Origin of the sequence: Stenotrophomonas sp. TWI587 (assembly GCF_039674145.1) — a bacterium.
In the GTDB taxonomy this organism is placed as follows: Bacteria; Pseudomonadota; Gammaproteobacteria; order Xanthomonadales; family Xanthomonadaceae; genus Stenotrophomonas; species Stenotrophomonas maltophilia_AY.
In genome coordinates this window covers 158,146-170,844 of sequence record NZ_JBDJMW010000001.1, presented here as the reverse complement: position 1 = coordinate 170,844, position 12,699 = coordinate 158,146, and the positions used below count along the sequence as shown (strand labels likewise).

The window sequence follows — 12,699 nt, the reverse complement described above, 5'->3', positions numbered from 1 at the left end:
GCTCCGGCCGCAGCCGGGGCGTCACAGGTCATTGGCCGGTAGCGATCACGTCAGGTGATCCGCCGGTCGACCCACCGGATCAACCACGCGGCACCGGCGCATCCGAGGCAATCAGCTTTTCCTGCTTGAGCTCGGCCCAGAAGGCCCCCGGCACCGCCACCGACATCGACGCGACGTTGGCCAGGACCTGTTCGGGCGTGCGCGCGCCCGGAATGACCGCCGATACCACCTCGGGTGCATCCGCGAACTGCAGCGCCGCCGTGCGCAGGTCCACACCATGGCGATCGCAGATGGCCTGCACCTTGGCGCGCTTTTCCGGCGCCCAGGACGGCACCTTGCCGTCATAGAGATACCGGTCCCGCCCGGCCAGGTAGCCCGCCAACAGCGGCGACCCCACTACGACCGACGCGCCATGCGCGGCGATCTTCGGGAAGGTGTCATGCAAGGCCTGCTCGTGATCCAGCAGCGAGTACTGGCAGGCCAGCAGGAAGATATCCGGGTCGGCCTCGGCCACCGCACGCAGCGCCGGCTCGGGGCGATTGACGCCGAACCCCCAGGCTTTGATAAGCCCCTCCTCGCGCATGCGCGTCAGCGCCGGCATCGCGCCTTTCGCGGCCTCTGCGAAGCGCTGCTCCCACGGCATGCCGAGGTCGTTCTCGTTGTCCGGCGACAGGTCATGAATGAAGACCACGTCCAGCTGCGACACCCCGAGCCGGTTGAGGCTGTCCTCCACCGAGCGCCGCGTGCCATCAGCGGAGTAGTCGTAGCGGTAATGGAACGGCGACGGGTCCTTCCACATCACCTCCTGCAGCTCACCGGCGGTTGCCGTCAGCAGGCGCCCGACCTTGGTCGACAACGTGTACTCACGCGCGGGATGGTTGTGCAGATGGTGGCCGTAACGGCGCTCGCTCAGACCAAGGCCGTACCAGGGCGAGGTATCGAAACAGCGCACCCCGGCCGCATACGCCGCCGCCAGCGTGGCTTCGCTCTGCGCATCGGTCGCGGCCGCGAAGCCGTTGCCGATGGCGACACCGCCGAGGCCCAGGCGGGTCTGCGGACGATATCGCTGACCCTGCTGCGCGGGATTGCCAGGCAAGGGCTTCACCGAAGCCTGGCCGCGGGTGGGCAGGACGCTGCCCGGCCCGGCCGACTGCGCCATCAACGGTGAGGCGGCGAACGCGGCGGTACCGGCGGCGGCAACGGAGAGGAAGTGACGACGTGTGTTCACGGCGACTCCTGTTTCTGCGGGGGAGGCGGTCACCTTCGCAGAACAGCGGTGCAGAGCGTGCCGTTACCGCGTCAAGGCAGCGGCAACATTGCCCCCGGGATCACCCTGGGCGAGCGCCTGCCGCCACCAGCAGCGCCTCCATCTCGCGGTAGCCGCGCTGGCGTGCGTGCTGCAGCGGGCTCACGCCTTCGCCGTCGGGCAGGTTCACATCGGCCCCGGCCGCGATCAGCTGACGGACGATCTCCACGTGCCGTGGCCCGCCATCGGCCAGAATGATCGCCTCCAGCAGCGCGGTCCACTGCAGCTTGTTGACGTGATCCACATCGACCCCGGCCGCGATGAGGGTCGCGACGGACTCCACGTGCCCGCGTTCGGCGGCTGGAATGAGTGCGGTGCCACCGTAGCGGTTGGTGCTTTTCAGGTCGGCACCCGCAGCCAGCGTCGCGCGCAGAATCTCGATGTGCCCGCGCGCACCGGCGTAGAGATACGGGCTGTCCTGGATGGCATCCTTGGCATTGACGTCGGCGCCAGCTTGGATGAGCGCAACTGCGGCCTCCACATGGTTGTGGTGGGTCGCGGCCAGCAAGGGCGTCACCTTGGCCGCACCGCGCGCATCCACCTGTGCGCCCTGCCCCAGCAGCGTACGCACTGCGCTGGCATCGCCCTTCTCCGCCGCCCGATGCAGGCGCTCTTCCAACGACGCCGCACTGACCGGCATGACCATGCCCATCAGCATGCTCATGACCACCCAACCACGGACCGACCTCCGTCCCATCGACATGTTCCTGCTCCTTACATGGGTGGCGCCCGGTGGGACGCTGCTGGACAACGACCGTAGCCGAGCCGCCACGCCGGCACCAATGAAGATTGGGGATCGACGGCATGCGCTATCAGAATGCGTCGACCGGCGCGCCGTCCGCCTGTTTCATGCGACGCTGCGCGCGACATTCGACACGGAAGCGCACCACCATGCTGCATCACCTTTCACTGGGCGTGCGCGATCTCGCGCGCGCCGCCGCCTTCCACGATGCCGCGCTCGGTGCGCTGGGCATGCGCCGCGTCTTCGAAGACGACGAGGCGATCGGGTATGGATATGTCGAGGACGAGGATCTGCTGTGCCTGAAGCTGCGGGCCGATGCCTCGCCCCCGGGCGCCGGATTTCACCTGGCCTTCGGGGCGCCCTCCCGCCAGGCCGTGGACGCGTTCCATCGCGATGCGCTGGCGGTCGGCGGCACCTGCAACGGGGCGCCGGGGCTGCGCGAGGACTATGGCGATCACTACTACGCCGCCTTCCTGATCGACCCGGACGGGCATCGCATCGAAGCGGTCTGCAAGTCGGTTGTTTGAACCGGATCGCGCAACCGGATCGCACAAAGAAAAAGGCCTCCGTACTTGCGTACGAAGGCCTCTTCTACAACTGGCGGAGCGGGAGGGATTCGAACCCTCGATAGAGTTTTAAGCCCTATACTCCCTTAGCAGGGGAGCCCCTTCAGCCACTCGGGCACCGCTCCAGTGTTCTTGGTCCGCCGCTGTGATGAATCATCTCAGCGGGGGCGCGAATAATAACGTTTTCCGCGCCCTCAGGTAAAGCCTTAATCCGAAGAATTTTCACTTCCGGATGCATTCGGCTCATCACCGCGCTGGATGCGCTGGTAAATCTCTTCGCGGTGCACGGCCACGTCCTTCGGAGCGGTGATACCGATACGCACCTGGTTGCCCTTGACGCCGAGCACGGTCACGCTGACCGAGTCACCGATCATCAGGGTTTCGCCTACACGGCGAGTCAGGATCAACATTTGTTCAAGTCTCCAGGGGAACCGGTGGTGGCATTTCCCCACCGGCTTGGCGCCCCGGCAAGAGCGCCCCACGACAACGGGAAAAGATTCGCCATAGTACCGTCAGGCCTCCCGACCCATCAAGGAGCAGGAGGCTTCAGGCTGTTCAGATACGGGGGGTGACCCAGTCGACCACCGCGGCCAGTGCAGAAGCAAGGGCGGGCCCGTCCTCACCACCACCCTGGGCGAGGTCCGGGCGGCCGCCGCCCTTGCCTCCGATCTGACTGGCGATATGGGCCAACAGTTCCCCGGCCTTGACCTTGCCCATTGCGCTGCCGTTCACGCCCGCGACCAGGGCCGCCTTGCCGTCCTGGGTACCGGCCAGCACGATCACCGCATCGCCGAGCTGCTGCTTGAGGCGGTCGATCGCATCGCGCAGCGCCTTGGCATCGAAGCCTTCCAGACGCGCGGCCAGGATCTTGATGCCGTTGACCTCGACGGCAGCGCCACCGAGATCGGCAGTCGCACCAGCAGCCTGCTTGGCCTTCAGCGATTCCAGCTCACGCTCGAGCTTCTTCTGGCGCTCGCCCAGCTGGCGGATCTTGTCGACCACGTCGCCGGCATTGCCGCCGAGCAGTGCAGCCGCTTCGCTGAGCTGCGCTTCTTCGTGGGCCACGTAATCCAACGCGCCCTGCCCGGTCACCGCTTCGATACGACGCACGCCCGAGGACACACCGCCTTCGGAGGTGATCTTGAACAGGCCGATATCGCCGGTGCGCGACACATGCGTACCGCCGCACAGTTCAGTGGAGTAATCGCCCATTTTCAGCACGCGCACGTGCTCGCCGTACTTCTCGCCGAACAGTGCCATCGCGCCGAAGTCGAGCGCTTCCTGCATGCCCATGTTGTGGACTTCAGCGGCGTTGTTGGCACGCACCTGCTCGTTGACCTTGCGCTCGATGATCGCCAGGTCCTCCGCGCTGATCGGCGCGAAGTGCGAGAAATCGAAGCGCAGGCGATCGGGCGCGACCAGCGAGCCCTTCTGCTGCACGTGGGTGCCCAGCACTTCGCGCAGGGCGGCATGCAACAGGTGGGTGGCCGAGTGGTTGAGGATGGTCGCGCCACGGCGCTGGCCATCGACCTGGCCGGACAGCACATCACCGACCTTCAGGTTGCCTGCCGTGATCTTGCCCACGTGGCCGTGGAACTGGCCCGCGAACTTCTGGGTGTCCCCGACGTCTACCTGCACGCCCGCGCCGGACAGGATGCCGTTGTCACCGACCTGGCCACCGGACTCGGCGTAGAACGGGGTCTGGTTGGTCAGCACGATGACGTCATCGCCAGCCTGCGCGCTCTCCACCGGGCGGCCGTCCTTGAGGATGGCGACCACGGTGAGGTCGTCGGCCTGCAGGCGGTCATAGCCGAGGAACACGGTCGGCTTGAGCGTGGCGACCAGATCGGCCGACAGGGTCACGCCACCGCCGAACTTGCCAGCCGCGCGCGCGGTCTCGCGCTGGGTGTCCATCGCGGCGTTGAAGCCGACCATGTCCACCGTCATATCGCGCTCGCGGGCGATATCGGCCGTCAGATCGACCGGGAAGCCGTAGGTGTCATACAGGCGGAACGCATCCACGCCCGGGATCACGCCGTTGGTGACCTTGGCCGCCACGTCGTCGAAGATCTTCATGCCCGAATCCAGCGTTTCAGCGAAACGCTCTTCTTCGGCCTGCAGCGCGCGCACGACCGTGTCGACCTGCGCCGGCAGTTCCGGATAGGCCACGCCCATCTGCTCGACCAGGGTCGGCACCAGCTTGCTGAAGAACGGCTGGCGCACGCCCAGCATCCAGCCATGGCGCAGCGCGCGGCGGATGATCCGGCGCAGCACATAGCCGCGGCCTTCGTTGGACGGCAGCACGCCGTCGACGATCAGGAACGAGCAGGCGCGGATGTGATCGGCGATCACGCGCAGCGACTTGTTTTCCAGGTCGGCCATGCCGGTCAGCTCGCTGGCCTTGCGGATCAGCGCCTGGAACAGATCGATTTCGTAATTGGTGTGAACGTGCTGCAGGATCGCGGCCAGACGCTCCAGGCCCATGCCGGTATCCACGCACGGCGCCGGCAGCGGCACCAGCGTGCCGTCGGGCTGACGGTCGAACTGCATGAAGACCAGGTTCCAGATCTCGATGAAACGATCGCCATCCTCATCCGGCGAGCCCGGCGGGCCACCGGCGATGTGGTCGCCATGGTCATAGAAGATTTCGGTACACGGGCCGCACGGACCGGTCTCCGCCATCTGCCAGAAGTTGTCCGAGGCAAACGGCGCGCCCTTGTTGTCGCCGATGCGCACGATCCGGTCTTCCGGAATGCCGATCATGTCGCGCCACAGCGCGTAGGCCTCGTCATCGGTCTGGTACACGGTCACCAGCAGGCGCTCGGCCGGCAGCTTCCAGACCTGCGTCAGCAGCTCCCAGGCCCAAGCGATCGCGTCCTTCTTGAAGTAATCGCCGAACGACCAGTTGCCCAGCATCTCGAAGAAGGTGTGGTGGCGCGCGGTGTAACCGACCTGGTCCAGATCGTTGTGCTTGCCACCGGCGCGCAGGCAGCGCTGGACATCGGCCGCGCGCACGTAGCTGCGCTTCTCGGCGCCAAGGAACACGTCCTTGAACTGCACCATGCCGGAGTTGGTGAACAGCAGGGTCGGATCATTGCCCGGCACCAGGGGCGCCGACGGCACGATCGTGTGGCCTTTGCCCTTGAAGAACTCAAGGAAATCGCTGCGGATCTGGGAGGTAGTGAATTTGACGGATGCGTTCATGGGGGGCTGGCTTTGTGCGGGCCGGTCAGTCCCTGGCACGCAGCCCCAATGGCCGGGTGTCAACTGCAGGACCGCCGAAACCACAAAGGGTATCAGGCCCGGGCCGCTCAGTCCTCAGGGTCGTAACGGGTGGCCTGGCGGATGCTGTCGCCGGGGAACCCCCGGCGGGCCAGAAGATCGGCGGCTTTGCGCCGCGCAGGCAGCTCCTGCGGGCCGGCCTCGCCGAAACGGCGGCAGACCAGGTCGCGGGCGTTCTCGGTCCAATCGCCTTCGAAGGTCTCCATGGCCGCAGCGATCTGATCGCTGTCCAGGCCATGTGTGCCCAGTTCGGCGCGGATGTGGATCGGCCCATAGCCGGTGTTGGCCCGGATCCGGACCAGATTCTCGGCAAAGCGGGTGTCATCCTGCCAGCCGGCCTCGGCCAGCTTGCTGACCGCGGCTTCGGCGGCCTCGTTCTCGATACCGCGGGCCTGCAATTTGCGGGTCAGCTCTTTACGCGAATGTTCGCGGCGCACCAGCAGCCCCAACGCCCGCTGGACCGGCGTCTGTTCCTGGACACGGCGCTTTCGCCGGGGTGCGGGGGCTTCAGAGTCGTGCATGGCAGCGGTCCATTACAGTGCGCCGTCCTTGGCGCCATCCCGTCGGGGATTCTTGAAACTGCAGGACAGGGCGAGCGTCACTGACGGCGCTGCCCTGCCCCGCAGCAAACTCACTCGGCGTCGTCTTCAGCCTCGTCGCCGCCTTCACGCACGGCTTCTTCCGGCTGGAACTTCTCGCGCAGCTCGGCCTCCAGACGCTGGGCGATCTGCGGGTTGTCGCGCAGATAGCCGCGGGCGTTGTCCTTGCCCTGGCCGATGCGCTCTTCGCCGTAGCTGTACCAGGCGCCTGCCTTCTCGACCAGCTTGGCTTCCACGCCCATGTCGATCAGTTCGCCTTCGCGGCTGATGCCTTCGCCGTACAGGATCTCGGTGATGACCTGCTTGAACGGGGGCGCCAGCTTGTTCTTGACCACCTTGATCTTGGTCTGGTTGCCGATGATCTCGTCGCCCTTCTTGATCGCGCCGATGCGGCGGATGTCCAGGCGGACCGAGGCGTAGAACTTCAGCGCGTTGCCGCCGGTGGTCACTTCCGGGCTCTGGCCCGGCATCATGACGCCGATCTTGTGGCGCAGCTGGTTGATGAAGACCACCAGGGTGTTGGAGCGCTTGATGTTGCCGGTCAGCTTACGCAGCGCCTGGCTCATCAGACGGGCCTGCAGGCCCGGCAGCTGGTCGCCCATTTCGCCTTCGATTTCAGCCTTCGGCGTCAGCGCGGCGACCGAGTCGACCACCACGATGTCCACCGAGCTGGAGCGCACCAGCATGTCGGCGATTTCCAGCGCCTGCTCACCGGTATCGGGCTGCGAGAGCAGCAGGTCGTCCACGTTGACGCCCAGCTTGGCGGCGTAGATCGGATCCAGCGCGTGCTCGGCATCGATGAAGGCCGCGGTGCCGCCCTTCTTCTGGCATTCGGCGATCGCCTGCAGGGTCAGGGTGGTCTTGCCCGAGGATTCCGGACCGTAGATCTCCACGACACGGCCCTTGGGCAGGCCACCGATACCGAGGGCGATATCCAGCATCAGCGAACCGGTGGGGATGACCTCGACCGCTTCGACGACGCGGTCGCCCATGCGCATCACGGCGCCCTTGCCGAACTGCTTTTCGATCTGGCTGAGCGCGGCGGTGAGGGCGCGCTTTTTGTTTTCGTCCATCGGAGTGGTCCTTGCAGAGGTCGTATCGGTGGAGGTGCTGTCTTTGGAAGTCTTCTTGGCCATGGGTTCACTTTAAGGCTGGCGTATCGCACGGGCTGAGATTCTGCCCGGCGTTCGGAAAAAAATTATCGGACATCCGTACCAACCTCAGCAAAACCAGAGATGTGCCACAAAAGACCGCGCGTGATTCAAGGGGAAACAGGGTCAGCGGTTGGGCCGCAGCAACCCGCAATAGAGACCTTCGATGGCGAAGTCCTGGTCGGGCAGCACTTCGATCGGTTTGTAATCGGGGTTGCGTGGCAGCAGGCGGATCCGGTCCTTGCCCATCTTCAGCAGCTTGACCGTGATCTCGTCATCGATGCGGGCCACCACGATCTGCCCGGAGCGGGCGTCGCGGGTGCGGTGCACACCGATCAGATCGCCGTCGAAGATGCCTTCGTCGATCATCGAGTCGCCCTGCACTTTCAGCAGGTAATCCGGCGCGGGCGAGAAGAACACCCGGTCCAGGACCACGAAATCGTCCGAGCCGATATCCGCGCCGATCGGCAGGCCGGCCGCGACCCGGCCCAGCACCGGCAGGCGCAGGACGTGATCCGGCAGCGCCGAGGCAGGCAGCGACTCCGGCAGACCGCTCTGCAACGCCGGTGCCTGGACCAGCCGGATGCCGCGGGCCTGGCCCGGGATGCGACGAATCGCCCCGGCCTGCTCCAGCGCTTCCAGATGGTATTGGGCTGCGCGGACGCCCTTGAAGCCGAACGCACGGGCGATTTCCGTCTGCGACGGCGGTGCGCCATCGGTCTCTATACGCTCGGCGATCAACTGCAGGATCGCCTGCTGGGTATCGGTCAGGTCCATGGTTAGTAGTATTACTACTAACGATACAGGCACGCAAGTGCCCGCAGAGAAAGAGCCGATAGAAGAAGGCCGCTCCCGCCGCAGCCGAAGCCTCCAGCAATGCCTGTAGCCACCGACCGTTGGTCGGTGACCACGCGAACGCGCGGCAATGCCTGACGGCGCGGGCGCGTTACGCGGGAGATTCCGGGGTTCCTTCGGACCCCAGCGGCAGGAACCCTATGGGTTCTTGCCGCTGCGCCAGATCGAAAACAGGATCCACACGCCACAGAAGCCGGCACCGATGAAGCCGGCCACGCCCAGCGCGAGCAACCAGCGGCTGGAGATGCCGCCGACGCTGTGCATGACGATCGAGGAGCCGATGATCAACGCGGCGGTCACGATGCCCATCACCAGACGGTTGGCGGCGCGGTTGACCTGGTCGCCGAAGCCCTGCAACGCGGTGGTTTCGATCTTGAGCTGGAGCCGCCCGCGGCGCGCCATCTGCAGCAGGCGACGCACATCGCGCGGCAGATCACCGACCAGGTCCATCACCCCGACCAGGCTGCGCTTGCCGCGTTTGAGCATGGCGCCGGGCGAGTAGCGCTGCCACATCACCCGCTCCAGATACGGACGCGCGGCACTGGCCATGTCGAACTGCGGATCAAGCTGACGCCCCATGCCTTCCAGGGTCAGGAAGGTCTTGATCATCAGCGCCAGATCGGCCGGCAGGGTCAGCGCATATTGGCGCAGCAGCTGGGTGATGTTGCCCAGCATCAGGCCCATGTGCAGGTCCTTCAGCGGCACCCCGCGGTACTGGTCCACGAAGGTGCTGATGTCCTGCTGCAGCCGCGACTCGTCCACCTCCACACCACCGGCCCAGTCCAGCAGCACATCGGCCACCTGCTCCGGCTCCTGGGTGACCAGGCCGTGCAGCAGCTGGGCGACCTGGAAACGACGCTGCTCGGAGATGGCGCCGACCATCCCGAAATCGATCACGCCGATGCGGCCGTCACGCAGGTAGATGATGTTGCCCGGGTGCGGATCAGCGTGGAAACAGCCGTCCTCCAGCACCATCTTCAGCACGATGCGCGCCCCGGTGCGGGCCAACTGTACGCGGTCCAGACCGGCCGCATCGACCCCGGCCAGATCGCGGCCGGGAATGCCATCCACGAAGTCCTGCACGTTGAGGCTCTCGCAGGTCCACTGCCAGTGCACGTTGGGGATCAGGATGTCCTCGCGGCCCTGGAAGTTGCGGGCGATACGCTCGGCGTTGCGGCATTCGGCGGCAAAATCCAGCTCGCGGCGAAGCGAGACCTGGAACTGCTGCACCACCTCGACCGGGCGGTAGCGCTGCATGTCCGGCAGTCGCGCTTCGACGATTTCGGCCAGCCGCGCCAGCAGACGCAGATCGGCTTCGATCACCTCGCGGATGCCGGGGCGGCGGATCTTCAGTACCACGGCGGTGCCGTCATGCAGCGTTGCGCGATGCGCCTGCGCCAGCGAGGCGGCCGCCATCGGCGTTTCATCGAGCCAGGCGAAGACCTCGGTCGCCGGTGCGCCGAGATCGCGCTCCAGCTGATCACGCACCTGTGCGTACGGCAGCGCCGGCACGGCATTCTGCAGTTCGGAGAATTCAGCGATCCAATCCGGCGGAAACAGATCCACGCGGGTGGCCAGCACCTGGCCGAGTTTGACGAAGGTCGGCCCCAGGTCTTCCATCGCCCGGCGCACGCGCACCGGCGCGGTCATCCGCAACATCTGCTGGGTGTCGTTCCAATGCAGCAGGCGGCCGGCACGTTCAAGCACATCGGCCAGGCCGATCCGACGCACCAGATCGCCGAAGCCATAGCGGATCAGGACCGACGCGATTTCCTGCAATCGCCCCAGGTCACGCACGGTACCCAGCGTTTCCCACATCGGCCCACTCTCCTGTCAGCACACCCGGTCAGGATGTCACAACAGCGGGAAGATTCCCGTCAGCGCCTGCTGTACGGTCTGGCGCCGTATGGCTTCGCGGTCGCCATCGAACTGGAACAACTGCGCACGCGCGTAGCCGCCCCGCCCCTTCCAGCCAATCCAGACGCTGCCGACCGGCTTGTCCTCGCTGCCACCGCCCGGACCGGCAATGCCGGTCACCGCCACGGCGATGCCGGCACCGGAATTGATCAGCGCGCCGGAGACCATTTCCAGTACGGTCTCGCGGCTGACCGCACCGAACTGTTCCAGCGTCTGCGCGCGCACGCCCAGCAGGCGTTGCTTGGCTTCGTAGCTGTAGACCACCATGCCGCAATCGAAGAACGCCGAGGAGCCGGCGATGTCCGTCATCGCCTTGGCGATCCAGCCGCCACTGCAGCTTTCGGCAGTCACCAACTGCAGCGAGGCCTGCTGCAGGCGCTGGCCCACGTCACTGGCAAGCGCGCCCAGTTCGGCGTCGGAAGGAACGGTCATGGGAAATCCTGGATCAACGGGGGACGAACGCCCCCTGTTTTAGTCGAAAACGCGGGTGATGTCGTGTGTTGCCGGGTGCGACAAAGGGTCGCTCACCCTCAGGGTCATGGGAGCCGGCCAGCGACCGGCACTACCGTGCGCGAAGCCTCGCCCATTCTCGAAGCCTCGCCGGGAGAATCATGGGCGCCGGCCAGTGGCCGGCACACCCATCACCACTCCGGAAGCTTCTCCGGAAGCATCGCGCGGATCGGTTCGCCGCCCTCGCCGGCCGCTAGCTTCTCGGCCTCGGCGATCGGGATTTCGACCTGGAGCAGCCAGCCATCTTCGTCGGTGGCTTCGCTGCGCACGACTTCCAGCTGGTGCAGGCGCGACCGCAGGCGGCCGGCACTCGGCGGCAGCCGCAGCTCGCCACTGACGTGCTGCAGGCCCAAGCGCTTGCCCAGGACGGACTGCAGCAGCGGCAGGCCGACGTTGTCGCGGGCGGAAATCCAGACCCGCTCGCGGCGCGCGTTGTCGGGGATGCCGTCCTGGCCATCGTGACGCACTTCGGCCCCGTCGATGCGGTCGATCTTGTTGAACACCAGCAACTGCGGCAGATCGCCCGCGCCGATGGCGGTCAGCACTTCATCGACCTGTGCGATGCGCTCCTCACGGTGCGGATCTGCGGCATCGACCAGATGCAGCAGGAAGTCCGCTTCGCGGGCTTCGGACAACGTGGAACGGAACGCGGCCACCAGATCATGCGGCAGGTCGCGCACGAAGCCGACGGTATCGGCAAGTACCACGCTGCCGCCCGGCAGTGCGATGCGGCGCACGGTCGGGTCCAGCGTCGCGAACAGCTGGTCCGCGGCGTAGGCCTCGGCGCCGGTCAGTGCGTTGAACAGGGTCGACTTGCCGGCATTGGTATAGCCCACCAGCGCCACGCGCGGCAGCTCGCTGCGCAGGCGGGCACGGCGCATCTGGGTGCGCTGCACTTCCACCTTTTCCAGCTTCTTCTGCAACTGCTCCACCCGCTTCTGCAGCAGCCGACGGTCGGTTTCCAGCTGGGTTTCACCCGGGCCGCGCAGACCGATCGAACCGCCGCGCTGGCGTTCCAGATGGGTCCAGCCGCGGATCAGCCGCGTGGACATGTGGCGCAGCTGCGCCAGTTCCACCTGCAGCTTGCCTTCGTGGCTGCGCGCGCGCTGGGCGAAGATGTCCAGGATCAGTCCGGTACGGTCGATCACCCGCCGCTCCAGGAACCGCTCCAGGTTGCGCTCCTGCCCCGGCGACAGCGCATGGTTGACCAGGATCAGGTCGGCGCCGGTGGCGTCGGCCGCGGCCTTGACCTCATCCAGCTTGCCGCTGCCGATCAGGATCGACGGATTGGGCCGATCGATGCGCGCGGTCAGTGTGGCCGCGATGCTGGCCCCGGCGGAGCGGGCCAGATCGGTGAACTCTTCCAGCACGTCGTCTTCGAGCCGGCCGGCATGCGGCTGGATCAGGAGTGCGTGTTCGCCTCGCTTGGAACGGTCAAACACGCAGTTCTCCAGAATTCTTCACGCTATCACTCAACGTCGTCATCACCTTGGACGCCATCGGCGCCATCGTTGGATTGCACATAGCCACCACCGGGCCCGACCTTCACGTTGCGTGCCGGCACCACGGTCGAGATGGCGTGCTTGTACACCATCTGGCTCACCGTATTGCGCAGCAGCACCACGAACTGGTCGAACGATTCAATCGTCCCCTGCAGCTTGATGCCATTGACCAGATACACCGACACCGGCACACGTTCGCGCCGAAGTGCATTCAGAAACGGATCCTGCAGCGATTGCCCCTTGGACATTGCACACTCCTGATTATTGTT

Annotated in this window: 12 protein-coding genes and 1 tRNA gene; 1 reads left to right on the top strand and 12 read right to left on the bottom strand. The window is 66.0% G+C overall.

Translation table 11 applies throughout. The features are described from left to right. Positions 1-79: 79 nt before the first annotated feature. A complete protein-coding gene (locus ABE464_RS00840) occupies positions 80-1,228 on the bottom strand; it encodes an aldo/keto reductase (protein WP_346470335.1) in 1,149 nt (382 codons plus the stop codon). A 100-nt stretch (positions 1,229-1,328) separates the two neighbouring features. Further along, positions 1,329-1,970 (bottom strand): ankyrin repeat domain-containing protein, encoded by a 642-nt coding sequence (locus tag ABE464_RS00835; RefSeq protein ID WP_346470334.1) that lies wholly within the window; start codon positions 1,968-1,970, stop codon positions 1,329-1,331. Between the two features lie 227 nt (positions 1,971-2,197). On the opposite strand from ABE464_RS00835, the gene ABE464_RS00830 reads away from it, so the two are divergent. Then, the gene (locus ABE464_RS00830) at positions 2,198-2,575 is read left to right on the top strand and encodes a VOC family protein (protein ID WP_346470333.1); all 378 of its coding nucleotides are present in this window, start codon (positions 2,198-2,200) and stop codon (positions 2,573-2,575) included. Between the two features lie 71 nt (positions 2,576-2,646). On the opposite strand, the gene ABE464_RS00825 is transcribed toward ABE464_RS00830, so the two are convergent. The 10 genes from ABE464_RS00825 to hfq form a co-directional block, all read right to left on the bottom strand. Further along, positions 2,647-2,739, bottom strand: a tRNA-Ser gene (locus ABE464_RS00825). Positions 2,740-2,820: 81 nt separating this feature from the next. Then, the gene (gene csrA, locus ABE464_RS00820; protein WP_019183311.1) at positions 2,821-3,024 is read right to left on the bottom strand and encodes a carbon storage regulator CsrA; all 204 of its coding nucleotides are present in this window, start codon (positions 3,022-3,024) and stop codon (positions 2,821-2,823) included. A gap of 145 nt (positions 3,025-3,169) precedes the next feature. Continuing rightward, positions 3,170-5,818 carry an alanine--tRNA ligase gene (gene alaS, locus ABE464_RS00815; protein WP_346470332.1) on the bottom strand — a complete coding sequence of 883 codons (2,649 nt, stop codon included), beginning with the start codon at positions 5,816-5,818 and terminating at the stop codon, positions 3,170-3,172. 107 nt (positions 5,819-5,925) lie between these two features. Next, complete coding sequence (gene recX, locus ABE464_RS00810) at positions 5,926-6,417, bottom strand: recombination regulator RecX (RefSeq protein ID WP_346470331.1); 492 nt, start codon at positions 6,415-6,417, stop codon at positions 5,926-5,928. 110 nt (positions 6,418-6,527) lie between these two features. After that, positions 6,528-7,568: a recombinase RecA gene (gene recA / locus ABE464_RS00805; protein ID WP_123728917.1), complete on the bottom strand. Its 1,041-nt coding sequence runs from the start codon at positions 7,566-7,568 to the stop codon at positions 6,528-6,530. Between the two features lie 204 nt (positions 7,569-7,772). Further along, positions 7,773-8,423 carry a transcriptional repressor LexA gene (gene lexA, locus ABE464_RS00800; RefSeq protein ID WP_019183315.1) on the bottom strand — a complete coding sequence of 217 codons (651 nt, stop codon included), beginning with the start codon at positions 8,421-8,423 and terminating at the stop codon, positions 7,773-7,775. Between the two features lie 216 nt (positions 8,424-8,639). Next, positions 8,640-10,319, bottom strand: a complete 1,680-nt coding sequence (ubiB, locus tag ABE464_RS00795) for a 2-polyprenylphenol 6-hydroxylase (RefSeq protein WP_346470330.1) — start codon at positions 10,317-10,319, stop codon at positions 8,640-8,642. A 36-nt stretch (positions 10,320-10,355) separates the two neighbouring features. Continuing rightward, positions 10,356-10,850: a CinA family protein gene (locus tag ABE464_RS00790; protein ID WP_019183317.1), complete on the bottom strand. Its 495-nt coding sequence runs from the start codon at positions 10,848-10,850 to the stop codon at positions 10,356-10,358. Positions 10,851-11,059: 209 nt separating this feature from the next. Continuing rightward, positions 11,060-12,370, bottom strand: coding sequence for a ribosome rescue GTPase HflX (hflX, locus tag ABE464_RS00785; protein ID WP_259260294.1), 1,311 nt, complete (start codon positions 12,368-12,370; stop codon positions 11,060-11,062). Positions 12,371-12,396: 26 nt separating this feature from the next. Further along, positions 12,397-12,678, bottom strand: coding sequence for an RNA chaperone Hfq (hfq, locus tag ABE464_RS00780; RefSeq protein ID WP_123728913.1), 282 nt, complete (start codon positions 12,676-12,678; stop codon positions 12,397-12,399). Positions 12,679-12,699: the final 21 nt, after the last annotated feature.

Excerpts from the sequence above, each read along its gene's own strand:
- ABE464_RS00835 (WP_346470334.1), bottom strand. The coding sequence starts at position 1,970 with ATGAGCATGCTGATGGGCATGGTCATGCCGGTCAGTGCGGCGTCGTTG.
- ABE464_RS00830 (WP_346470333.1), top strand. The coding sequence starts at position 2,198 with ATGCTGCATCACCTTTCACTGGGCGTGCGCGATCTCGCGCGCGCCGCC.
- csrA (WP_019183311.1), bottom strand. The coding sequence starts at position 3,024 with ATGTTGATCCTGACTCGCCGTGTAGGCGAAACCCTGATGATCGGTGAC.
- alaS (WP_346470332.1), bottom strand. The coding sequence starts at position 5,818 with ATGAACGCATCCGTCAAATTCACTACCTCCCAGATCCGCAGCGATTTC.
- recX (WP_346470331.1), bottom strand. The coding sequence starts at position 6,417 with ATGCACGACTCTGAAGCCCCCGCACCCCGGCGAAAGCGCCGTGTCCAG.
- recA (WP_123728917.1), bottom strand. The coding sequence starts at position 7,568 with ATGGACGAAAACAAAAAGCGCGCCCTCACCGCCGCGCTCAGCCAGATC.
- lexA (WP_019183315.1), bottom strand. The coding sequence starts at position 8,423 with ATGGACCTGACCGATACCCAGCAGGCGATCCTGCAGTTGATCGCCGAG.
- ubiB (WP_346470330.1), bottom strand. The coding sequence starts at position 10,319 with ATGTGGGAAACGCTGGGTACCGTGCGTGACCTGGGGCGATTGCAGGAA.
- ABE464_RS00790 (WP_019183317.1), bottom strand. The coding sequence starts at position 10,850 with ATGACCGTTCCTTCCGACGCCGAACTGGGCGCGCTTGCCAGTGACGTG.
- hfq (WP_123728913.1), bottom strand. The coding sequence starts at position 12,678 with ATGTCCAAGGGGCAATCGCTGCAGGATCCGTTTCTGAATGCACTTCGG.